The organism is Dechloromonas agitata is5 (assembly GCF_000519045.1).
In the GTDB taxonomy this organism is placed as follows: domain Bacteria; phylum Pseudomonadota; class Gammaproteobacteria; order Burkholderiales; family Rhodocyclaceae; genus Azonexus; species Azonexus agitatus.
The window spans coordinates 2,373,540-2,395,709 of record NZ_KI912532.1; the positions used below are offsets into that span (position 1 = coordinate 2,373,540).

Below are 22,170 nucleotides of genomic sequence, written 5' to 3' on the forward strand. Positions count from 1 at the left end.
TTTTTGCCTTGGGAACGGGCAGTTTAGCCGCGCACCGAATCCGGCAGGTGGCCTTCGACGAGCTTGAGCAGGGGGGCAAATACCTTGGGGGTACCGGCCACCAGGTTGCCCGTTTCGAGATAGTTGGCATTGCCGCGCAGATCGCTGACCAGCCCGCCAGCTTCGGAAATGAGCAGGGCGCCGGCTGCCATGTCCCACGGGGCCAGGCCGAATTCCCAGAAACCGTCGTAACGGCCACAGGCAACATAGGCCAGGTCGAGCGAGGCAGCACCCGGCCGGCGCTGGCCGGCGGTTTTCTCGGCCAGTTCCTTGAAAATGGCCAGGTAGAGGTCGATCTTGTCGAACATCCGATACGGGAAACCGGTGCCGATCAGCGCTTCGCCCAGTTTCAGGCGGCGCGACACACGGATGCGGCGCTCGTTCAGGAAGGCACCAGCCCCCTTGCTCGCGGTGAACAGCTCGTTGCGGTTCGGATCGAAGACCACCGCCTGTTCGACGATGCCGTTTTTCGCCAGGGCGATGGAAACGGCGTACTGCGGCATGCCATGGATGAAGTTGGTGGTGCCATCGAGCGGATCGATGATCCACTGGTACTCGGTGTCGCCCGTGCCCTGGCCGGCGGTCAGGCCGGACTCCTCTGCTAGAATGCCGTACCCCGGATAAGCCTCCTGCAGGGTCTCGATGATGGCCTTCTCGGCGGCTTTGTCGACTTCGGTGACGAAATCGTTGGGCTGCTTCGAAGCGACCTTGAGCAGGTCGACGTCATTCGAGGCGCGGTTGATGATCTGGCCGGCGCGGCGCGCCGCCTTGATGGCGATATTCAGGGCTGGATGCATGGGCTTAAAGAACTGACGGGCCGCCAAGAGCGACCCGATATATTTTCAAAAAACGGATTTTACACCATGAACCCGGAAGTCCTGTTGTCACGTATCAGAGTTGTGCTCTGTCGCCCCAGCCACCCCGGCAATATCGGTGCAGCGGCACGGGCCATGAAGACCATGGGCCTTTCGCGGTTGTATCTGGTGGAGCCGAAGCAGTTTCCCGATCCCGAGGCCGATACGCGGGCAACCGGCGCCATCGATGTGCTGGCTGCCGCCCAGGTGGTGCCCACGCTGAAGGACGCGTTGGCCGGTACGTCATTTGCCGTGGCCCTTTCGGCCCGGCAGCGCGATATCGGCCCGCTGCTTGGTGCGCCGCGCGAGACGGTGGCGCGGCTGATCGGCGAAGCCGGGGAGGGCGAAGTCGCCCTGGTTTTCGGCAATGAAACAATGGGGCTGAGTAACGAGGAAATCCTGCATTGCCAGGCCGCTGTCACGATTCCGACCAATCCCCAATTCAGCTCGCTGAACCTGGGCTCGGCGGTGCAGGTGCTGTGCTACGAATGTCGCATGGCTGCCTTCGCCGAACGGCCACCCATCGCCAGTCCGCTGACGACGCCCTTTACGTCGCCGCCCGCGACGAACGACGAGGTCGAAGGTTTCTACGCTCATTTGGAGCAGGTGATGACCGATACTGGCTTCTTCAACCCGGCTCAGCCCGGCCGCCTGCTTCCCAAGCTGCGCCGCCTGTTTGGCCGGGCCCGCCTGGAGCGGGACGAGATCAACATCCTGCGTGGTATCCTGGCCTCAACGCAGGTGAAGACCAGTCACGGCCGCAAGGCCTGAATTATTTGAGGGTGCCGCGCAACTCGTTGGCCAGGGTATCGATTGCCGGCCGCAGATGGCTGAACTGTTCGTTCAGTGCGGCGATTTCAGCGGCCAACTCGGTCTGCTCGTCGGGTTCCCATTCGAGATGGCCGCCGCTCAGCATGTTCGCTACGTAAACCACATCAGAAAGGTTGCGGATGTTGGGCGGGGAGCGGCGCAAATGGTCATGGTCGATGGTTGCATCGACGATCTCGTCCGGCAGGCCCAGGGCATTCAACAACGAAACGCCGATGCTCTCATGCCATTGGGCGATCAGGTACTTGATCGTGTCCGGCCGGTGGCGCAGTTCATCATACTGCGTGGCGCGATACAGCATGTAGAACGCGCCGAGGTCGTGGATCAGCCCGGCCAGCATCGCCTCGTCACGGTTCAGGCGCGGATTTTCCGCGGCCAGGACATAGGCCGCCGCAGAGGTCTGGATCGAATGCTCCCACAGGACATGAGTCGTTTCGGAAAACTCGGCCATCCCCTTGGCCCGCATCAGCTGGGTCATGACGATGGACAAGGCGGCGGTCTGCACGGTATTCAGACCCAGCCGGATGATGGCCGACTTCAGATCCCGGATTTCCTGGCCTGTCGCGTTGAAGGCCACCGAGTTGGCCAGATGCAGCAGTTTGGCTGAAATCAGCGGCTCAGCCGAAATGGCCTTGGCCAGGTTGGCGATGCTCTGCTCCGGATCCTGCAGGATCTTACGCAGGCGCAGCACCGCGTCGAAATAGGTGGGGAAGACCACCTCGCCGGACAGTTCCTTGGCGATGTCCGCCAGCATCTGGAAACGCTGGGCCTTGAGGGCGTCGCCAGTCTTGTCGGGATCGTTGCGCTTGTTGATGTCCATAAGCATATTGTCCAACAAAAACCCCGCCTCGTGGGCGGGGTTCGGTGTTCAGCCTATGGTTAGCTGGTGGGTGCTGACGGGGTCGAACCGCCGACATTCGCCTTGTAAGGGCGACGCTCTACCAACTGAGCTAAGCACCCGGGGAAAATCAGTTGCAGGCGTCCTTCAGGCCCTTGCCAGCGCGGAACTTCGGCGACTTGGCGGCCTTGATTTCCAGGGTCTTGCCCGTGCGCGGGTTGCGGCCAGTGCGGGCGGCGCGCTCGCCGACGTAGAAGGTGCCGAAACCGATCAGGCTGACCGAGTCACCCTTCTTCAGTGCGTCGGTGATCGCCTCGACAGCGGCGTCCAGGGCACGGCCGGCAGCGGCCTTGGAGATGTCGGCCTGGGCGGCGATGGCGTCGATCAGTTCAGATTTGTTCATGTTTAAGTCCCCGAAAAGTAGGATTTGGAGTGGTTGAAATCTTGCGAGGCCGAATTTATATCTCTCGCGAAATCCTTGTGTCAAGCGGATTCTCGGCCATTGCCCGGGGCCGTGGAGGGAGGAAAAAGGTGCCGAGGCCTACGCCATCGGCATCCTTTCCTTCAAAATCAATGAGTAACGACTGTCGAAGCCGCCGTTACGTCGGCTGCGGGCTGCACGCCAGCGCTGGCGTCGGTTGCCGCCGGCAGGGCTTCCGGCTTGTGCTCCAGCGCGCGCTCCAGAACCTGATCGATCCATTTCACCGGTACGATCTCGATCTTGTTCTTGATGTTGTCCGGCATCTCGGCCAGATCCTTGACGTTCTCTTCCGGGATCAGCGCGGTCTTCAAACCACCACGTACGGCGGCCAGCAGTTTTTCCTTGAGGCCGCCGATGGCCAGTACCTCGCCCCGCAACGTGATCTCGCCGGTCATACAGACGTCGCAACGCACCGGGATGCCGGTGTAGGACGAGACCAGCGCGGTGGTCATGGCGATGCCCGCCGACGGACCATCCTTCGGCGTTGCGCCTTCCGGCACATGAACGTGGATGTCGGTCTTCTCGAAAGCTTCATCCTTGATGCCCAGGCGGTGAGCGCGGGCCCGCACGACGGAACGGGCGGCCTCGACCGATTCCTTCATCACGTCGCCCAGCGAACCGGTGCGGATGATGTTGCCCTTGCCGGGCATGTTGGCGCATTCGATGGTCAGCAGTTCGCCACCCACCTCGGTCCACGCCAGGCCGGTGACCTGGCCGACCTGATTTTCCTTTTCGGCCATGCCGAAGCTGTAGCGCCGGACGCCCAGGAACTTGTCGAGGTTCTTGGCATTGACGGCAATCTTCGCTTCGCGCTTCTTGAGCACCAGGGTCTTGACGACCTTGCGGCAGATCTTGGAAATCTCCCGTTCCAGTGCGCGGACGCCAGCCTCACGGGTGTAGTAACGGACGATGTCGCGGATGGCGCTTTCCGCCACTGCCAGTTCCGTCTTCTTCACGCCGTTGTTTTTCATCTGCTTGGGCAGCAGGTAGCGCATGGCGATATTGACCTTCTCGTCCTCCGTGTAGCCGGACAGGCGGATCACTTCCATGCGGTCGAGCAGCGGGGCCGGGATGTTCAGCGTGTTGGCCGTGGCTACGAACATCACGTCGGAGAGGTCGAAATCGACCTCGACGTAGTGATCCTGGAAGGTATTGTTCTGTTCCGGGTCGAGCACTTCGAGCAGGGCCGATGACGGGTCGCCGCGGAAGTCCTGGCCCAGTTTGTCCACTTCGTCGAGGAGGAACAACGGGTTGCGTACGCCGATCTTGGTCAGGCTCTGCAGGATCTTGCCCGGCATGGAGCCGATGTAGGTCCGGCGGTGGCCGCGGATTTCGGCTTCATCACGCACGCCGCCCAACGCCATGCGGACGAACTTGCGGTTCGTCGCCTTGGCGATCGACTGGCCGAGCGAGGTCTTGCCGACACCCGGAGGCCCGACCAGGCACAGGATCGGCGCCTTGACCTTGTCGACGCGCTGTTGCACGGCGAGGTATTCGACGATGCGTTCCTTGACCTTTTCCAGACCGTAGTGGTCGGTATCGAGAATCTTTTCGGCGGCGCGCAAATCCTTGCTGATGCGCGTCTTCTTGCGCCAGGGCAGGCCGATCAGGGTTTCGATGAAGTTGCGGACGACGGTGGCTTCAGCCGACATCGGCGACATCAGGCGCAGTTTCTTCAGTTCGCCCTGCGCCTTGGCCAATCCTTCCTTGCTCATGCCGGCGGCGGTGATCTTCTTGTCCAGTTCCTCGAGGTCGGCCCCTTCCTCGCCTTCGCCGAGCTCCTTCTGGATGGCTTTGACCTGTTCGTTCAGGTAATACTCGCGCTGACTCTTTTCCATCTGGCGCTTGACGCGGCCACGGATGCGCTTTTCAACCTGCAGGATGTCGATTTCGGCTTCGAGTTGGGAGAGCAGGCGGTCAATCCGGTCGCGGATGCTTTCCATCTCCAGCACTTCCTGCTTTTGCTCCAGCTTGAGCGGCAGGTGGGCGGCAATGGTATCGGCCAGGCGGCCGGCGTCCTCGATGCCGGCGATGGATGACAGCACTTCCGGCGGAATCTTCTTGTTCAATTTAACGAACTGGTCGAACTGGGCCACCACGGCGCGGCGCATGGCCTCGATCTCGTGATCCTCGACACCCGGCTGGGCGAGCGGCACGGCGGTCGCCATGAAGACGGCGCTTTGTACGTCGATGGCCTCGACACGGGCACGCTGCGTTCCCTCGACCAGCACCTTGACGGTGCCGTCCGGCAGCTTGAGCATCTGCAGGATGTTGGCCATGCAGCCGATGCGGTACAGGTCCTCCGGTTCCGGCTCATCCTTGGCGGCTGACTTCTGGGCCAGCAGCAGGATGTTCTTGCCGGCTTCCATGGCCATTTCGAGGGCCTTGATCGATTTCGGCCGGCCGACGAACAGCGGAATGACCATGTGCGGAAACACGACGACATCGCGCAGCGGCAGCAGCGGCAGTTCGACGGTTTCCGGGAGCGTGTTGGGGTTCGACATTACGATGCCTTCAAATAGGTATATAGCCCCCAGTTGGGGGCAGGAAACCGGATTTCAAGAGTTTCCGGCTCAGTTCGAGCCGGAAACCTTGGGCTGGTCAGCGTAAATGAGCAGGGGCGGCGTGTCGCCGGTAATCATGTTCTCATCGATGACCACCTTTTCGACATTTTCCATGCCCGGGAGTTCGTACATGGTATCGAGGAGGGCATGTTCGATGATCGAACGCAGGCCGCGCGCCCCTGTCTTGCGTTCAAGGGCCTTCTTGGCGATGGCGGAAAGGGCGGCCGGGCGGATTTCCAGTTCGACGTCTTCCATGCCGAACAGCTTCTGGTATTGCTTGACCAGCGCGTTTTTCGGCTCGGTCAGGATCTGCACCAGGGCGGATTCCTCAAGCTCCGTCAGCGTCGCGACAACCGGCAGGCGACCGATCAATTCCGGGATCAGGCCGAACTTGATGAGGTCTTCCGGTTCGACATCCTGCAGGGTCTTGCCGATGGCCTTGCCATCATCCTTGCTCTTCACCTCGGCACCGAAACCGATGCCACCGCGTTCGGAGCGGTTGCGGATGACCTTTTCCAGGCCATCAAAGGCGCCGCCGCAGATGAACAGGATGTTGGTGGTGTCGACCTGGACGAAATCCTGGTTCGGATGCTTGCGGCCACCCTGCGGCGGAATCGACGCCGTGGTGCCTTCGACCAGCTTGAGCAGGGCCTGTTGCACGCCTTCGCCGGAGACGTCGCGGGTGATCGACGGGTTGTCGGACTTGCGCGAAATCTTGTCGATTTCATCGATATAAACGATGCCTTGCTGTGCCTTTTCGACGTCGTAGTCGCACTTCTGCAGTAGCTTCTGGATGATGTTCTCGACGTCCTCGCCGACATAACCGGCTTCCGTCAGCGTGGTGGCGTCGGCCATCACGAACGGCACGTTGAGCAGGCGGGCCAGCGTCTGGGCGAGCAGGGTCTTGCCGGAGCCGGTCGGGCCGATGAGCAGGATGTTGCTCTTGGAAAGTTCAACATCGCCCGTATTCTTGGCGGTATGGCGCAGGCGCTTGTAGTGGTTGTAGACGGCGACCGACAGGATGCGCTTGGCGACGTCCTGGCCGATCACGTACTGATCGAGGATCGAACTGATTTCGCGCGGTGTCGGCAGGTCGGAGCGACTGGCCTTCGCGGTCTCCTCGGGTAGTTCGTCGCGAATGATGTCGTTGCACAGCGCGATGCACTCGTCGCAAATGAAAACCGACGGGCCGGCGATCAGCTTCTTGACCTCGTGCTGGCTCTTGCCGCAGAAGGAGCAATAGAGCAGTTTTTCCTGGCTGCCTTTGGACATCTTTATCTCCTGGATCAGGCCGCGTCGCGGCGGGTCAGAACCTTGTCGATCAGGCCGTACTCGGCCGCCTCGTCTGCCGACATGAAGTTGTCGCGGTCGGTGTCGCGCTCGAGTCGTTCGAGCGGCTGGCCGGTGTGGTCGGCCATGATGCGGTTCAGCTTGTCCTTGATGGACAGGATTTCCTTGGCGTGGATGGCGATATCCGAGGCCTGGCCCTGGAAGCCGCCCAGCGGCTGGTGGATCATCACGCGTGAGTTGGGCAGGGCGAAACGCTTGCCCTTGGCGCCGGCACAGAGCAGGAAGGCGCCCATCGAGGCAGCCTGGCCGATACACAGCGTCGACACGTCCGGCTTGATGAACTGCATGGTGTCGTAGATCGACATGCCCGCCGTCACCGAGCCGCCCGGCGAGTTGATGTAGAAATAGATGTCCTTGTCCGGGTTTTCCGCTTCAAGGAACAGCAGTTGGGCGACGACCAGGTTGGCGCTGGCATCGTTCACCGGGCCGACAAGAAAGATCACCCGCTCTTTCAACAGGCGTGAATAGATGTCGTACGCGCGTTCGCCGCGGCCGCTCTGTTCCACCACCATCGGGACGAGGCCCAGAGCCTGCGGATCCCAGTTGCTTGCGTTGTCGATATTCATGTCAGCCCTTGTGTGTTGCGTTGATTGCTTACGAGACCCTGTCGCCGGGGCGACAGGGATCAAGATTACTGCTTCTGGCCCATCAGTTCATCAAAAACGGCGGCCTTGTCGGCAACCTTGGCCTTGCCCAGAACCCAGGCGACCACATTGTTCTCGATGGCGACGCCTTCGACTTCCTGCAGGCGCTGCGGCTGGGCGTAGTACCAGCGAATGACTTCTTCCGGCTGCTCGTAGGCAGCGGCGGTTTCCTCGACCATGGCGCGAACCTGCTCCGGCGTCGCCTGGAGCTTCTCGGTCTTGACCACTTCGGCCAGGATCAGGCCCAGGGTAACGCGGCGCTTCGCCTGGTCGGCGAACCACTCCGGCTGGATCGGCAGATCGGCGACCTTCATGCCGCGCTGTTCCATATCCTGGCGAGCGGCCTGCATCAGGCGCTGGATTTCCATGTCGACGAGGGCGACCGGGACGGTGATCGGGTTGGTGGACAGCAGGGCTTCCATGACCTGGTCCTTGATCTTGCCTTCGATACGGCGCTTCACTTCGCGCTTCAGGTTGGCTTCGATTTCGCCACGCATCTTCTCGACGTCGCCATCGGCGATGCCCATGCTCTTGGCGAAATCGGCGTCGATTTCCGGCAGCTTCGGTGCCTGGACCTGCTTGACGGTGATGTCGAACTGAACCGTCTGGCCAGCCAGGTCCTTGGCGTGGTAATCGGCCGGGAAGGTCAGGTCGAAGGTCTTGGATTCGCCAACCTTCATGCCTTCAACGGCATTTTCGAAGTCCGGCAACATCATGCCCTGGCCCAGCACGAACGGATAGTCGTTGGCCTGACCTCCCTGGAAGGGCACGCCATCCTTCTTGCCGAGGAAATCGATGACGACACGGTCTTCCTTGGCGGCGGCGCGGTCGGCATTCTCGTAGGACACACGCTGCTTGCGCAGGATGTCGAGCGTCTTGTCGATTTCGGCAGCGCCGACTTCCAGCGTCGGACGCTCGATTTCGGAAGCCGACAGATCGCCGAGGGCGAATTCCGGATAAACCTCGAAAATGGCGGAGAATTCGAGGTGGGTCGTGCTTTCGGTGGTCTTCGGCTCGATGCGCGGATAACCGGCGACGCGCAGTTTCTGCTCCGTCACGGTCTCGCTGAAGACACGGTCCAACTCTTCGGACAGCACCTCATGGCGAGCCTGGTCACCATACTGCTGCCTGACGATGCTGAACGGCACCTTGCCAGGACGGAAGCCAGGCATCTTCATGTTCTTGCCCATGCGCTTCAGGCGCTGTTCCATTTCCTTTTCGACGTCAGCGATGGCGATGGCGAGGTCGACGCGGCGTTCAAGTTCGTTAGCTTGTGCAGTGGTTGCTTCCATGAGGATTCCTTGTGACTACGGAGCCGAGAAAAAAGTAAGCCGACAATAATATCACGGTCAATCAGATGCCGGGATGCCCACCAGAGGTCGGAAATTTGCAAATCGTTGTAGACAGGAGGTCGGGAAGTTCGTACAATGCGCGCCTTCTTCGACGGCGGCATTAGCTCAGTCGGTAGAGCACTGGATTGTGATTCCAGGTGTCACCGGTTCGATCCCGGTATGTCGCCCCAGTATTACGAAAACCCGCTGATCCGTCAGCGGGTTTTTTCGTTCACCGCTGCGAACTATTAACGACGGCTTCTGTGTTCAATCTGCAGGTGAATGAAAAAAGCGGATTTTGCTTGTGGCCGGCGTGTTCTTTTTTTACGCCCTGCATTGTAAAAAGAATATGGACCAACTAAATTACCGCCACTATTTCAATTAAGGAGGTAATTATGGATCTGTCCAAATTGTCGCTGGTTCAATTGCAGGAATTGCAGCAACGGATTCCGTCTGAAATCAAGCGCCGCGAAGCCGAGGAAAAGGCGAATGTGCTGAATGAATTGCGTGCCTTTGCCAAATCGCGCGGATTTGCCATTGAGGATCTGCTTGGTAAGGAAACCAAGGTCAAGGCTGCGGGCAGCAAGGTGAGGGTCAAATATCGTCATCCGGATAATGCCGAACTGGAATGGACCGGGCGCGGCCGCAAGCCGAAGTGGGTCGAGACCTGGTTGGCCGAGGGTAAGGCTCTGGAAGGTCTGCTGGTTTGATCCATGCGTATATTGCTGAGTAACGACGACGGCTATTTCGCCCCTGGGCTTGCGGCCTTGGCCGAGGCTTTGGGTCAATTGGGCGAAGTGGTCGTCGTGGCTCCCGAGCAGAACCGGAGCGGAGCCAGTAATTCCCTGACCCTGGATCGGCCACTGCAGTTGAAAAAAGCGGCAAACGGGTTTTATTTTGTGAATGGCACGCCGACCGATTGCGTCCATTTGGCTGTGACCGGAATGCTGAATGAATTGCCCGATATTATCGTTTCAGGGGTCAACCTGGGCGCCAATATGGGTGATGACACGATTTATTCGGGAACAGTGGCGGCGGCGACGGAAGGTTATTTACTCGGGATTCCGTCGATTGCAGTTTCCCTGACCAGTTTCGAGGGGAATAATTTTGCGACGGCGGGCCGGGTGGCGCGCGAGTTGGTCGAACGCTTCGTGCGCAAGCCGATCTGGGACCCGATATTGCTCAATGTGAATGTGCCGGATATTCCCTACTCCGAATTGCAGGGGTTTGAAGTGACGCGGCTGGGGCGTCGGCACAAGGCCGAGCCGGTGGTCAAGACCGTGTCGCCACGCAACGAGACCTTGTACTGGATCGGTGCGGCGGGTGCTGCGGCGGATGCAGGGCCGGGAACGGATTTCAACGCGACCGAGCGCGGTTGCGTGTCGATTACGCCATTGCAGATCGACCTGACGCATAATGCGCAGATGTCTTCAATTGCGCAGTGGATGGAGTGAGTCAGGCAGTGTTGCAGGGGATCGGCATGACCTCCCAGCGAACGCGTGCGCGCATGATCGAGCGCCTGCGCGAGAAGGGTATTCGCAACGAGGCTGTCCTCAGAGCGATGGCGGCCGTGCCGCGCCATGTTTTCGTCGAGGAAGCGCTGGCTTCGCGGGCTTATGAAGATACGGCCTTGCCGCTCGGCATGGGGCAGACGATTTCCCAACCCTATGTCGTGGCGCGGATGATCGAGTTGTTGCTCAACGGCCGCAAGACCCTGGGAAAGACGCTGGAAATCGGTGCCGGTTGCGGCTACCAGGCGGCTGTGCTGGCCCAGCTGACCGACGAGGTCTATGCCGTTGAGCGCCTCGGGCCGCTCCTTGAAAAAGCCAAGGCCAACATGCGTACGCTGCAGCAGTTCAATGTGCGCCTGAAACATGCCGACGGGCAGTTCGGGCTGCCGGAAGCCGGGCCGTTCGACAGCATCATCGTTGCTGCAGCCGGGACGCAAGTGCCGCCGGCCCTCCTGATGCAACTCGCTCCGGGCGGCCGTCTGGTCTTGCCAGTGGGGACGGATCAACAGTATCTTAGTTTCATTGAGCACACGCCGCAGGGGTACGTCGAAACCCGTCTCGACGCCGTGCGCTTTGTCCCGCTACTCTCAGGAACACAATGATTCGATTTGGCGTTGTATTGATTCCGGCCCTGATGCTGGTCGGCTGCATGTCGCAACAACCGGCACCGACGGTCGACCGTACGAGTGGCACGGCCTCGAAGGCGGCTGGGCAGCAGCCGGCCGGGCCGGGGTATTACACGGTCAAGCGTGGCGATACGCTGTACCGGATCGCGCTGGAACACGGCCAGGATCATCGTGATATCGCGGCCTGGAACGCGATCGCCAATCCTTCCAGCATCAAGGAAGGCCAGGTCCTGCGCGTCATTCCCCCCGGTGTCGCGGAGCCGGCCGATGGTGCAGTCGCCAAGCCAATTGCTACCGGGTCGGGAGTTGAATCGCGCCCGCTTGACCAACCGGCGGCGGGTTCGCCGGCAACCACCTCCGGTCTGCTGAAACGCGAGCCGCGGGTCGGCAAGGAGCCCTATTCGGATGAAGCCTATGCCCGTCTGAACCGGCTGCCGGACACGCTCCCCCCGGCTGAAGCGAAGCCCGAGTCCAAGCCGCAAACTACCGCGCCGGCCCCCGCGCCCGCCGTGGCAGGGCCGGACGATGTGGCCTGGATGTGGCCGACGACCTCGAAGGTCTCGGCGCCCTACAACGAATCGGGCAACAAGGGCCTGGATTTTGCCGGCAAGGCCGGTGACCCGGTGCTCGCTGCCAGCGATGGCAAGGTCGTGTATGCCGGCAGCGGCCTGCGCGGCTTCGGCGAACTGGTCATCGTCAAGCACAACGCGACTTACCTGTCGGCTTATGCCCACAATCGCAAGATTCTGGTCAAGGAAGGGCAGCAGGTGACGCGTGGCCAGAAGATCGCCGAGATGGGCAACACGGATTCCGACTCGGTCAAGCTGCACTTTGAAATTCGCAAGCAGGGCAAGCCGGTCGACCCGGCGGTTTATCTGCCGAAACGATGAGCGATCACGGCGACGCGATGGAGCAGGATTTCGACGGTCAGCCGGAGGAGTTGCTGCTGCCGCCGGAGCCGGAGGTCGTGACGCCTGAAATCGAGCTGCTCGAGGATGTCACCCAGCTCTACCTGACGCAGATCGGCGCCAAGCCGCTGCTGACGCCCGAGGAAGAACTGGCGACAGCACGTCTGGTGTGCCAGGGCGATTTCGCCGCCCGCCAGCGGATGATCGAGCACAACCTGCGGCTGGTGGTGAATATCGCCAAGCATTATCTGAACCGCGGAATTCCGCTGCTCGACCTGGTCGAAGAGGGCAACCTCGGCCTCATCCACGCGCTGGAAAAGTTCGATCCGGAACGCGGTTTCCGTTTCTCGACCTACGCGACGTGGTGGATCCGGCAGAACATCGAGCGCGGCATCATGAACCAGTCGCGAACCATTCGTCTGCCGGTGCATGTCGTCAAGGAAATCAATGTCGTGCTGCGCGCCATGCGCCACCTGGAGTCGGCCGACAGGCGCGATTCCACGGTCGAACGCGTCGCCGCGCTGATCGACCGGCCAGTTGAGGATGTGCGTCGCATCCTGTCACTCAATGAGCATATCGCGTCGCTTGATGCGCCGCTGGAAATCGATCCCAATCACACCATCGGCGAGATCATTGCCGACGAGAGCGGGGCGGACCCGGAAACCCTGTTCCAGGAGAGCGAGATCGGCTCCCTGGTCGATGACTGGCTGGCCCAGTTGTCGGAGCGCCAGCGCTCGGTGATCGAACGCCGCTATGGCCTGAATGGGGCTGACGTGGCGACGCTCGATACGATTGCCGGCGATCTCGGTTTGACCCGCGAGCGGGTCCGCCAGATTCAGATGGAAGCGCTGGAGCGCCTGCGCAAGATTCTCAAGCGCGGCAATATCTCTCGCGATTCGCTGCTGTAGCGGGCAACTGCTCGCACAGGCGGCCGCGGATTTCCTCCCCTAGCTGGAAGACCGACATGGCGTAGAAGCTCGAGCGGTTGTAACGGGTGATCACGTAGAAATTGTCGAAACCCAGCCAGTATTCGGTTTCCTTGCCCGGTGACACAAGGTCGATCAGGGCAACTGTCGCCTGCGGGTCGGCCTTGGCGAAGACGCCTTTGGCGGCCAGGTCGGCCATTTTCAGGCTGGGTCGGATGCCGGCTTCAATCAGTGATGGGTCAGGAGTACCGTTGGTTGCGGCGGCCACGGCAATCGGCTGCCCGGCTTGCCAGCCATGCTGTTCGAGGAAACGCCCGACGCTGCCGATGGCATCGTCAACGCTGTGGGCGAGGTCGACCCGCTCGTCCCCATCAAAATCCACCGCATAGCGTCGCTGGCTGCCCGGCATGAATTGCGGAATGCCGATTGCGCCGGCAAACGATCCCTTGACGGCAAGCGGATCGAAACCGTTTTCACGGGCCAGCAGCAGGAACTGCTCAAGCTCGGTGCGGAAGAATTCGGCGCGTGGCGGGTATTTGAAAGCCAGTGTGGCGAGTGCTTCGAGTACGCGGAAGCCGCCGGTATTTCGGCCGTATTCGGTTTCGACACCGATGATGGCGACGATGATTTCCGGCGGTACGCCATACAGCGCGCTGGCCTTGATCAGTTGCCCCTCGTTTTCCTGCCAGAAGCGCACGCCACCGTCGATGCGGCGGTCGTTCAGAAAGCGCGGGCGGTAGCGTTCCCAGGAGCGCTGCACGGGAGAAGTGGGTGGCTTGATCAGCTGCAGTACCTTGGCGTTGGGAGAGGTCTGCGCGAACTGGCTGAGCAGGGTGTCGGCGTTGAAGCCGTGGCGTTGTTCGAGATCGCGGGCGAAGGCGACGGCTTCCGGCTCGTCGGCGAAAGTTGCTGCCGGCGGCGCGGCCTGAGTAAGCGGGGCCAAGGCGGCGAGCAGGCAGGTGGCGAGGGAGAGGGCAAATAAGTTTTTCATCATCGCAACTGCGCAACGGCGGTGCGCAGGTCTTTCAGGTGGTTGGGGGCGTTGCCGTAGCGCGCCTTCAGATAGGCGTCGACAACAGCCTGGAATGTTTCGGCCAGTTCCGGGCATTGCGTGCGGACACGCGCTGCGAGGGCCAGCGGCGTTTCCCAGGGAGCGCAGTCTACCTCTCTCTTGGCCAGTCGGCGCAAGGCTTTTTGCCACAGGCGCCAGGCCGGGTCGGTTTTCGGACGGCGATGGAGCGACCAGGCTGTCAGTGCAGCGGCGAGTAGAGCGCAGGTGAGCCCCAGGGCGCTTGCCAGACTGCGCCAGTCGGCGTCCGGCAGGCCGAGGCGGGACAGGAGCTGGCGCTGGCGTTGCGGGTCGTAGCCAAGAAAATGCTGGTTCCACGCATTGTTGATCGCTTCCCAGCGGTAGCGCAGGCCGCGCAACCAGTCGGCCCGCCACTGGACAAGGGCAGGCAGCGGCTCGCCGAAGGGCAGCGCATCGGCAATGCCGGTTTCGATACGGGCCGGCGACACTGCAGCCGTCGGGTCGACCCGCACCCAGCCCCGGCCGGCCAGCCAGACCTCGGCCCAGGCGTGGGCGTCGGACTGGCGGATGACGACATAGCCGTCGAGTGGGTTGGCTTCGCCACCCTGGTAACCGCTGACCACACGTGCCGGAACGCCGGCTGCCCGCATCAGGAAAACGAAAGCCGCTGCATAGTGTTCGCAGAAGCCGCGCTGGGTGCGGAACAGGAAGTCGTCGACGCTGTGTTCGCCGAGCAGCGGAGGTTGCAGGGTGTAGGTGAAGGAAGCCGCGAATAGCGCCTGCGCCTTGCCGATCAGGCTGGACGGATTACTGTCGGCCTCCCGCCAGCGGCGGGCCAGGTCACGGGCGCGTGGATTGGCGCCGGGCGGCAGGACGAGGTTGCGCTGCAGGGTGCCGGGTGCCTCGTCGACATTGAAGCGGTAGTCCAGGCTGGCGGCCAGTTGCAGGCGGCGCCGTTCGGTCAGTGGCTGACGCAGCATGGCGGTCAGCGGGCTACTCAGGCTGACCCCCTCCGGTAGTTGCATCGGCGCATCGAGGGCCAGCGCCCAGCGCTGGTTGTGCGGCTCCAGCGTCAGTTCGTAGCGGAGCGGCGGCGAGAGGTTATCCAGCGCAGGGGAGGCGCCTCGGCCGGCCGTCGGGCGCCAGGTCGTGCCGTCGAACTCCTCCAGTACCGGGCCGCGCCAGTAGAGTTTATGCTTGGCCGGTTGGTTGCCGTCGAAGCGGGCGCGGAAGGCGATGTCGGCACTTTGTGCCAGGCGCGAGATGCTGCCCGGCGACATCGTTTCAGACAGGCCGGTCATGCCGGCGTGGGCATCCGACGGCAAGCCCCAGAGCGGCCCGGAGACGCGGGGGAAGAGGACGTAGAGCGCGAGCATGAAGGGAATCGCCTGCAGGCAGAGTTTTGCCGCCAGGCGCAGGGTTTCCTGCCGCGAGCTGACGTATCCGCCGTGCAGCCGGATCAGCGTGGCGGTCAGCAGCCAGAACGCAACAAGCAGCCAGAGTCCGGTCGGAATGCTCTGTGAATAGAAGTAATGCGTCAGCAGCAGGAAATAGCCGAGCATCACGACAACCTGCGCATCGCGCCGGGATTTCAGTTCGAGCAGCTTCATCGCCATGAAGACGACCAGCATGGCCACCCCGGCGTCGCGACCGAACAGGCTGCGGAATTCGATCAATATGCCGGCGCAGCCGGTGCCGACCAGAAACAGGAGAATCCAGCGGCCGGGCAGGCGCTCGTCCTTCCACCACAGCCAGACGGCCCAGAACAGCAGCAGGGCAGCCAATCCGCTGAGCCAGTAGGGCTGGTGAAGGAAATGGGGCAGGGTGGTGATGAGCGCGCTGGCAAACAGCCACGGGGCGGTCTGGCGGTCGAGTGCGAGGCGGGCCGGCGTGCTCATGGCTGGTACAGGGCGAGGGCTTCCAGGCAGGCCTGGCGGTGGCGGTCGCCAGCCGCCGGCGCTTGGTTGCTGCCGGGCAGGCAAAGGCCGTAGCGCAGGCCGGCCGCCTCGGCGGCGAGTACCCAACCGGCAAGGATACCGAGGCGTGTTTCGGCTGCCAGGGTGGGGTCGGTTTGCGCCCAGTCGAGTTGCAATTCGCTCTGCCCACCGCCGGCAAACTGTTTAATCAGCAATGGGGCATTGCCGCCCTGGCGGGCGCTCGCCTTCCACGCGACGTGGTGTAGCGGGTCGGCTGGAAGGCGTTCACGAAAGCCGGCGAAATCCTCCTGTCCGCCTTCACCCTGTCGCGTGCTGCCCGATTGCGCCTGGCTTGGCTCGGGCAGGGGAGCGATGATGGGGGCGGGATAGACCAGGCAGCGCATGTCCGGTTGTAGGTAGGCCCAGGCGGTGAACAGGCCGAGCGGGTAGCGGGTGGAAAGGCGCACACGGGGGAGGGCGAGCCAGCCGCGTTGCTGAGCCGGCAGCGGAACCCGAATGGTGATGCGACTTTCGCCGGCAATGGCGGCCTCGACAAACTGGCCTTTTACCGCCTCCAGTTCCAGCGCCAGGCGAGGCGCCTTGCGCTCGTTGTCGAGGGTGAGCGGAAAGCGGGCGGTTTCCCCGGCAAAAACCGGCTCGGGGCGACCCGGCGTGATGACGAGGTCGTGCAGGTTGCGGAAGGTGTGAATCATGCCGACGATGCCCAGTCCGGCGAGCAGGAAGACCAGCGCATGGCCCAGGGCGAGGTTGTAGTTGATGGCACCGATCAGCATGACGATCAGGGCGACGGCGAAGAACAGGCCGGGGCGGGACGGAACGATGAATATCCGTCGCTGGCCGAGACGCAGTGGCGCGCTACCGTCGCTGTGCCAGCGAAAGAGGGCCTGCTGGAGGCGTGCGAGCAGGCCCACGGCTCAGGGAATCGCGACGCTCTGGACGAGGCGCCGAACATCCTCGATCGGCGCCGCTTCGCCTTGTCGTGCCGTGCGCAGGCGGTGGCAGGCGACAGCAGGGAGGACGGCCTGCACATCGTCCGGGATGACCATGTCGCGCCCGTCGAGCCAGGCCCAGGCGCGTGCCGCCGAGAGTAGCGCGAGGCCGGCCCGGGGCGACAGGCCATGGCGGAAAGCCGGGTCCTGCCGAGTGGCCTCGACCAGGGCCTGCACGTAGTCGATGAGCGGGCCAGCGGCGTGAATGGCGGTGACTTGGCGCTGGATGGCCGGCAGTTGATCGGCCGAAATCAGTGCCGCGAGGTTGTCCGCCCGGTTGCGCTGGCCACCGGAGGCTAGCAGTTCACGCTCGGCGGCGCGGTCCGGGTAACCCATCTCGATACGCATCAGGAAGCGGTCGAGTTGCGACTCGGGGAGCGGGAAGGTGCCGATCTGGTGGGCCGGATTCTGCGTTGCGATGACGAAGAACGGGCGCGGCAGCGGGCGCGTCTGTCCCTCGCTCGTCACCTGGCCTTCTTCCATCGCTTCGAGCAAGGCGCTCTGCGTCTTCGGCGTCGCCCGGTTGATTTCGTCGGCTAGCACCAGTTGGGCGAAGACCGGACCGGGCAAAAAGCGGAATTCGCCACTGTTCCGCTCGAAGATCGACACCCCGGTGATGTCGGCTGGCAGCAGGTCGCTGGTGAACTGGATGCGCGAGAACTGCAAGCCGAGCAGGCGAGCCAGGGTGTGCGCCAGCGTGGTCTTGCCCATGCCGGGGAGGTCTTCGATCAACAGGTGGCCGTTGGCCAGCAGACAGGCGAGGGCCAGGCGTATTTCCTGCTGCTTGCCGTAGATGATCTGTCCGGCCTGCTGGAGAATCTGGTCGAAAGGCCGGGGTGGGCCGCCCAGCGGGGATGGGGTGCGGTGATGCATGGTCCGGTTCCGTCTGACGTCTATGCTTCGATTCTAATGCTTGAAGGTGGCCATGACTTGGGACGATAATGGGATTTCGACGTGCGCCGCTTCGAGCGCCGGTTCGCAGAGAGAGAACAAGTGACAACCACTGCCTTCATCACCCATCGCGACTGCCAGTTGCACGACATGGGTTCGCATCACCCGGAATGCCCGCAACGTCTCACGGCTATCAACGATCACCTGATTGCGCAGGGCATCGACGCCTATTTCGTTTATTACGACGCACCGCTGGCGACCTTCGAGCAACTGCTCAGGGTCCATCCGGCCGCCCATCTGGAGCGCATCAAGCGGGCTTCTCCGGAAATGGGGGTGGTGCACCTCGATCCCGATACGGCCATGAATCCGCACACCTGGCAGGCTGCCCTGCGCTCTGCCGGGGCAGGCTGCCTGGCGGTCGATCTGGTCATGAAGGGCGAGGTCGAAAACGCCTTCTGTTCCGTGCGGCCGCCCGGCCACCATTGCGAGAAGGCGACCCCGATGGGTTTCTGCTTCTTCAACAACATCGGCGTGGCCGCCATGCATGCCATCAAGGCACACGGCCTGGAGCGCGTCGCCATCATCGATTTCGATGTGCACCACGGCAACGGCACGGAAGATTGCTTTGCCGGCGACGAGCGCGTGCTGATGTGCAGCATTTTCCAGCACCCGTTCTACCCGTATAGCGGCACCGAGAAGCCGGCCGCCAACATGTGCAACGTGCCCCTCCCCGCCGGTTCGGGTGGCGAGGAATTCCGCGATGCGGTGTTGCAGGTCTGGACGCCGCGTCTCAAGGAATTCAACCCGCAGATGATCTTCATCTCGGCCGGTTTCGACGCGCACTACGAGGACGACATGGGCGGCCTCAAACTGGTCGAGAAGGACTACGCCTGGGCGACCGATCACCTGAAGAAGCTGGCGGCCGAAATGTGCGACAAGCGCATCGTTTCGATGCTCGAAGGTGGCTACGTGATGACCTCGCTGGCCCGCAGTGTCGGTGCCCACTTGCGTTCGCTGGCCGATCTCTAGGTGCTTATTCCTTTAGGAAAAAGGCGGGCTGGGTTAAAATCCAGCCTCTTTTTTCATGTTTGCAACGTTTAACCGGATAAATCCATGGCGTTGATTGTTCAAAAATACGGCGGCACGTCGGTCGGTAATCCCGAGCGCATCAAGAACGTAGCCAAGCGCGTTGCCAAGTTCCACGCGCAGGGCCACCAGGTCGTGGTGGTCGTTTCCGCAATGAGCGGCGAAACCAACAAGCTGATCGCGCTGGCCAAGGAAGTTCAGGCCAACCCGAATCCGCGCGAACTGGACCAGATTTGTGCCACCGGTGAGCAGGTCACCATCGGCCTGCTGTCGATGGCGCTGATGGATATCGGCGTTCCGGCCCGCAGCTACACCGGCGGCCAGGTCAAGGTGTTGACCGACAGCACCTTCACCAAGGCCCGTATCCTGTCGATTGACGAAGCCAACATGCGCGCTGATCTGGATGCTGGCAAGGTCGTTGTCGTCGCCGGTTTCCAGGGCGTCGATGCCGACGGTAACGTCACCACTCTCGGTCGCGGCGGTTCGGATACGTCCGGTGTCGCCCTGGCGGCTGCGCTGAAGGCTGACGAGTGCCAGATCTACACTGACGTCGATGGTGTCTACACCACCGACCCGCGTGTCGTGCCGGAAGCCAAGAAGCTCGATACCATCACCTTCGAAGAGATGCTGGAAATGGCCAGCCTCGGCTCCAAGGTACTGCAGATCCGCTCGGTCGAATTCGCCGGCAAGTACAAGGTCAAACTGCGCGTTCTTTCCAGCTTCCAGGATGAAGGGGAAGGCACGCTGATCACTGTTGAGGAAGACAAGAACATGGAACAACCGATCATCTCCGGTATCGCCTTTAACCGCGACGAAGCCAAGCTGACCATGCTCGGCGTTCCGGATACCCCGGGCATCGCTTATCAAATTCTCGGTGCCATCGCCGACGCCAACATTGACGTCGACATGATCATCCAGAACGTCGGCCATGATGGGACCACCGATTTTTCCTTCACTGTCAACCGCGGTGACTTCGCCAAGGCCCAGGGTATCCTGGAAACGGTCAAGGCCAAGCTGGGCGCCCGTGAAATCACCGGCGACAACAAGATCTGCAAGGTCTCGGCCGTCGGCGTCGGCATGCGCTCCCACCCGGGCGTCGCCTCCAAGATGTTCAAGGCCCTGGCTGACGAAGGTATCAATATCCAGATGATTTCGACTTCTGAAATCAAGATTTCCGTCGTTCTTGACGAAAAGTATCTGGAACTGGCCGTTCGCGTCCTGCACCGTACTTTCGGTCTGGATCAGTAAGGTTTGACCAATGGGCGCAGAGGCTATATCATCCGCGCCTCATTGTTGTAGCGGGCTTGGAGACGTGGCCGAGAGGTCGAAGGCACTCCCCTGCTAAGGGAGCATGCGGCCAAAAACTGCATCGAGGGTTCGAATCCCTCCGTCTCCGCCAAGACTACATCAAGCAATCAAGCGCCTTTCGGGGCGCTTTTTTGTTTTCAGGAAAGGCGTTGAAGCGTTGCTGCGTATTTCCACTTTTCAGCCGTGCTCAGGCGCTTGATCCGGTATTCGGCCTTCGAGGCTGACGATCGGTCGGGGTGCGTTTCGAAGCCGAGTAGGCGGCGCGGTGGGTGGGAGCGGGTGTAGCGGGCGCCGGTGCCCTGGCAGTGCGCGGCGTAGCGCGCGTCCACATCGACGGTGATGCCGGTGTAGAGGCTGCCATCGGTGCATTCGATGATATAGAGGAACCAGTTGTTAGTTTTCATCATCGCGTGGCTGCGGGGCCCGGCTCAGGGCCTGGCGGATGCGCTGGACGGTTTCGTCCAGCCTGGCTCTGGTCGAAACTTCCAGCCCGAGGTCTCGGGCGATGGCATTGACCTTGGCGGAATTGAGCGGGATGCCGCCGCGGTCGATGGCCGCGATCAACTGACGGGCGCGGGCATATTCGTCGAGAACAATGGGCCGGCTGGAAAAAAGGATTCTGAGGCGGGCAAATAATCCGGGGGGGCGGTGTGATCCCATACACTGCGGTCTGTAAAAAATGGGAAGGATACAGGGATGAGCGCAAGGAGTTGGGTTGTTGGTGGCGGGAGTGCGTTCCGGTGAGCGACGTGACACTCAGTCGCCGGCAGATTGCCGAGAGTGAAATGCCGGTTTTTCGGGGTGTTTCACTGGCTGACATCGTGCTGGTTGATAGTGCTGAAAAATCCGCCTCAGCCCTGGCGGCATTGCGGGAGACAGCAGTCATCGGGTTCGATACCGAATCGAAGCCGACCTTCCGCAAGGGCGAGGTATCGACTGGGCCGCATCTGGTGCAATTGGCTACCGATCGGTACGTCTTCCTCTTTCCGGTGACTTGCGCGGTCAATCATCCGGTGCTTAGGGAGATATTGGCGGCACGGCATGTCATCAAGGCCGGCTTCGGCCTGGGCAACGACCGGAGTGCCCTGCGGTCGCGCCTGGACATCGAGCTAAACAACGTGCTGGACCTTGGTGAACTATTGCGTGGTCCCGGGCACCGGGGAACGGTCGGCGCCAAGGTGGCGGTCGCCCATTATTTTGGCGAGAAACTGATCAAATCGAAAAGGGTGGGGACCAGTAATTGGGCCAATCCCCGGCTGGATGAGCGGCAGTTGCTCTACGCGGCCAACGATGCGCATGTCGCGCTGAAGATTTACCATGCCTGGCAGGCCGATCCGTCCCGCCACGCCCCAAACCTCACACGCCAGGAGAATTCATGAACGAAAACTTGCCCGAACTCTCGCTGCTCGAAACCCGCATTCTGGGTACGCTGGTCGAGAAACAGCGGACGGTTCCTGACACCTATCCGCTCTCGGTCAATGCCTTGCAGGCCGGGTGCAATCAGAAAACCAGCCGCAATCCGGTGATGGAAACGACTGAATCCGAGATTCTCGTGGCGCTCGATGCCCTCAAGGAAAAGGGCTGGGTGAGGGAGGTTAGTGGCGGTCGTGTCAGCCGCTTCGAGCATCAGGTCGAGAGGGTACTCGGCGTGCCGACCCAGGCTTCGGCCCTGCTCACGGTATTGATGCTGCGTGGCCCGCAGACGGCCGGCGAGCTGCGACTGAATTGCGAACGCCTGTACCGGTTTGCCGACATTTCGTCGGTCGAGGCGTTTCTTGAGGAACTGGCTGCCCGGGCCGACGGCGCGCTGGTCGTCGAGCTGCCGCGCCTGCCGGGCGCCCGCGAAAATCGCTGGATGCATTTGCTGAGCGGCCAGCCGCGGATCGAATCTGGCCAGGCAAGCGTACGGCCGGTTGCGGCCCATCAGGAAATGGAGGAACTGCGCGCCCGGGTTACTGCCCTGGAAGCCGAGATGGCGGAATTGCGGAACCTGGTGCGCCAGCTGGCGTTCAGTCCCGACCGGTGATCC

23 protein-coding genes and 3 tRNA genes are annotated in these 22,170 nt (G+C 61.9%); 12 read left to right on the top strand and 14 right to left on the bottom strand.

Going from position 1 to position 22,170, the window contains the following annotated elements:
• Positions 1-23: 23 nt before the first annotated feature.
• Positions 24-836 (bottom strand): inositol monophosphatase family protein, encoded by an 813-nt coding sequence (locus tag K420_RS0111560; RefSeq protein WP_027458206.1) that lies wholly within the window; start codon positions 834-836, stop codon positions 24-26.
• Between the two features lie 66 nt (positions 837-902).
• Here K420_RS0111560 and K420_RS0111565 point away from each other — a divergent pair, with 66 nt between their 5' ends.
• A complete protein-coding gene (locus tag K420_RS0111565) occupies positions 903-1,664 on the top strand; it encodes an RNA methyltransferase (protein WP_027458207.1) in 762 nt (253 codons plus the stop codon).
• A gap of 1 nt (position 1,665) precedes the next feature.
• On the opposite strand, the gene K420_RS0111570 is transcribed toward K420_RS0111565, so the two are convergent.
• From K420_RS0111570 to tig, 7 genes are all read right to left on the bottom strand, one after another.
• Positions 1,666-2,541, bottom strand: a complete 876-nt coding sequence (locus K420_RS0111570; protein ID WP_035854770.1) for an HDOD domain-containing protein — start codon at positions 2,539-2,541, stop codon at positions 1,666-1,668.
• Between the two features lie 64 nt (positions 2,542-2,605).
• Positions 2,606-2,681 (bottom strand) — tRNA-Val (locus K420_RS0111575).
• 8 nt (positions 2,682-2,689) lie between these two features.
• Complete coding sequence (locus tag K420_RS0111580) at positions 2,690-2,962, bottom strand: HU family DNA-binding protein (RefSeq protein ID WP_027458209.1); 273 nt, start codon at positions 2,960-2,962, stop codon at positions 2,690-2,692.
• 167 nt (positions 2,963-3,129) lie between these two features.
• The gene (lon, locus tag K420_RS0111585; RefSeq protein WP_027458210.1) at positions 3,130-5,544 is read right to left on the bottom strand and encodes an endopeptidase La; all 2,415 of its coding nucleotides are present in this window, start codon (positions 5,542-5,544) and stop codon (positions 3,130-3,132) included.
• A 69-nt stretch (positions 5,545-5,613) separates the two neighbouring features.
• Positions 5,614-6,876, bottom strand: coding sequence for an ATP-dependent Clp protease ATP-binding subunit ClpX (gene clpX / locus K420_RS0111590; RefSeq protein WP_027458211.1), 1,263 nt, complete (start codon positions 6,874-6,876; stop codon positions 5,614-5,616).
• Between the two features lie 14 nt (positions 6,877-6,890).
• A complete protein-coding gene (gene clpP / locus K420_RS0111595; protein ID WP_027458212.1) occupies positions 6,891-7,520 on the bottom strand; it encodes an ATP-dependent Clp endopeptidase proteolytic subunit ClpP in 630 nt (209 codons plus the stop codon).
• 65 nt (positions 7,521-7,585) lie between these two features.
• Positions 7,586-8,890 carry a trigger factor gene (gene tig / locus K420_RS0111600; RefSeq protein WP_027458213.1) on the bottom strand — a complete coding sequence of 435 codons (1,305 nt, stop codon included), beginning with the start codon at positions 8,888-8,890 and terminating at the stop codon, positions 7,586-7,588.
• Between the two features lie 154 nt (positions 8,891-9,044).
• Here tig and K420_RS0111605 point away from each other — a divergent pair.
• The 6 genes from K420_RS0111605 to rpoS all read left to right on the top strand — a co-directional run bounded on the left by K420_RS0111605 (position 9,045) and on the right by rpoS (position 12,882).
• A tRNA-His gene (locus K420_RS0111605) sits at positions 9,045-9,120 on the top strand.
• Positions 9,121-9,324: 204 nt separating this feature from the next.
• The gene (locus K420_RS0111610) at positions 9,325-9,639 is read left to right on the top strand and encodes an H-NS histone family protein (RefSeq protein ID WP_027458214.1); all 315 of its coding nucleotides are present in this window, start codon (positions 9,325-9,327) and stop codon (positions 9,637-9,639) included.
• 3 nt (positions 9,640-9,642) lie between these two features.
• On the top strand, positions 9,643-10,383 hold the full coding sequence (gene surE / locus K420_RS0111615) for a 5'/3'-nucleotidase SurE (protein WP_027458215.1): 741 nt from the start codon (positions 9,643-9,645) through the stop codon (positions 10,381-10,383).
• Positions 10,384-10,409: 26 nt separating this feature from the next.
• Positions 10,410-11,042 (top strand): protein-L-isoaspartate(D-aspartate) O-methyltransferase, encoded by a 633-nt coding sequence (locus K420_RS0111620; RefSeq protein ID WP_027458216.1) that lies wholly within the window; start codon positions 10,410-10,412, stop codon positions 11,040-11,042.
• A complete protein-coding gene (locus K420_RS0111625; protein WP_035854772.1) occupies positions 11,039-11,956 on the top strand; it encodes a peptidoglycan DD-metalloendopeptidase family protein in 918 nt (305 codons plus the stop codon). The genes K420_RS0111620 and K420_RS0111625 overlap by 4 nt, the downstream gene beginning before the upstream one ends.
• Positions 11,953-12,882, top strand: a complete 930-nt coding sequence (gene rpoS, locus K420_RS0111630) for an RNA polymerase sigma factor RpoS (protein ID WP_027458218.1) — start codon at positions 11,953-11,955, stop codon at positions 12,880-12,882. Before K420_RS0111625 ends, rpoS begins: the two co-directional genes overlap by 4 nt.
• On the opposite strand, the gene mltB is transcribed toward rpoS, so the two are convergent.
• The 4 genes from mltB to K420_RS0111650 are packed head-to-tail and all read right to left on the bottom strand — an operon-like array spanning position 12,845 to position 17,729.
• Positions 12,845-13,891: a lytic murein transglycosylase B gene (gene mltB, locus K420_RS0111635; RefSeq protein ID WP_027458219.1), complete on the bottom strand. Its 1,047-nt coding sequence runs from the start codon at positions 13,889-13,891 to the stop codon at positions 12,845-12,847. The two genes, rpoS and mltB, sit on opposite strands and share 38 nt — an antisense overlap.
• Positions 13,891-15,828 carry a transglutaminase TgpA family protein gene (locus K420_RS0111640; RefSeq protein ID WP_027458220.1) on the bottom strand — a complete coding sequence of 646 codons (1,938 nt, stop codon included), beginning with the start codon at positions 15,826-15,828 and terminating at the stop codon, positions 13,891-13,893. Before K420_RS0111640 ends, mltB begins: the two co-directional genes overlap by 1 nt.
• A complete protein-coding gene (locus K420_RS0111645; protein WP_027458221.1) occupies positions 15,825-16,778 on the bottom strand; it encodes a DUF58 domain-containing protein in 954 nt (317 codons plus the stop codon). Before K420_RS0111645 ends, K420_RS0111640 begins: the two co-directional genes overlap by 4 nt.
• A 3-nt stretch (positions 16,779-16,781) precedes the next feature.
• The gene (locus K420_RS0111650) at positions 16,782-17,729 is read right to left on the bottom strand and encodes an AAA family ATPase (RefSeq protein WP_051453098.1); all 948 of its coding nucleotides are present in this window, start codon (positions 17,727-17,729) and stop codon (positions 16,782-16,784) included.
• Between the two features lie 120 nt (positions 17,730-17,849).
• Between K420_RS0111650 and K420_RS0111655 the strand changes: the two genes are divergently transcribed.
• From K420_RS0111655 to K420_RS0111665, 3 genes are all read left to right on the top strand, one after another.
• Positions 17,850-18,776, top strand: coding sequence for a histone deacetylase family protein (locus K420_RS0111655; protein WP_027458223.1), 927 nt, complete (start codon positions 17,850-17,852; stop codon positions 18,774-18,776).
• An 84-nt stretch (positions 18,777-18,860) separates the two neighbouring features.
• Complete coding sequence (locus K420_RS0111660; protein WP_027458224.1) at positions 18,861-20,081, top strand: aspartate kinase; 1,221 nt, start codon at positions 18,861-18,863, stop codon at positions 20,079-20,081.
• Between the two features lie 58 nt (positions 20,082-20,139).
• Positions 20,140-20,232: transfer RNA gene (locus tag K420_RS0111665), tRNA-Ser, on the top strand.
• Between the two features lie 46 nt (positions 20,233-20,278).
• Here K420_RS0111665 and K420_RS18845 read toward each other — a convergent pair.
• Positions 20,279-20,548 (bottom strand): GIY-YIG nuclease family protein, encoded by a 270-nt coding sequence (locus K420_RS18845; protein WP_232422766.1) that lies wholly within the window; start codon positions 20,546-20,548, stop codon positions 20,279-20,281.
• On the bottom strand, positions 20,535-20,801 hold the full coding sequence (locus K420_RS18850) for a hypothetical protein (RefSeq protein WP_198293837.1): 267 nt from the start codon (positions 20,799-20,801) through the stop codon (positions 20,535-20,537). The genes K420_RS18845 and K420_RS18850 overlap by 14 nt, the downstream gene beginning before the upstream one ends.
• On the opposite strand from K420_RS18850, the gene K420_RS18855 reads away from it, so the two are divergent.
• Together K420_RS18855 and K420_RS0111685 are read left to right on the top strand one after the other, a co-directional pair.
• Positions 20,792-21,520: a 3'-5' exonuclease gene (locus tag K420_RS18855; RefSeq protein ID WP_232422767.1), complete on the top strand. Its 729-nt coding sequence runs from the start codon at positions 20,792-20,794 to the stop codon at positions 21,518-21,520. The two genes, K420_RS18850 and K420_RS18855, sit on opposite strands and share 10 nt — an antisense overlap.
• Positions 21,517-22,167, top strand: a complete 651-nt coding sequence (locus K420_RS0111685) for a YceH family protein (protein WP_027458225.1) — start codon at positions 21,517-21,519, stop codon at positions 22,165-22,167. Before K420_RS18855 ends, K420_RS0111685 begins: the two co-directional genes overlap by 4 nt.
• The last annotated feature ends 3 nt before the right edge of the window (positions 22,168-22,170 follow it).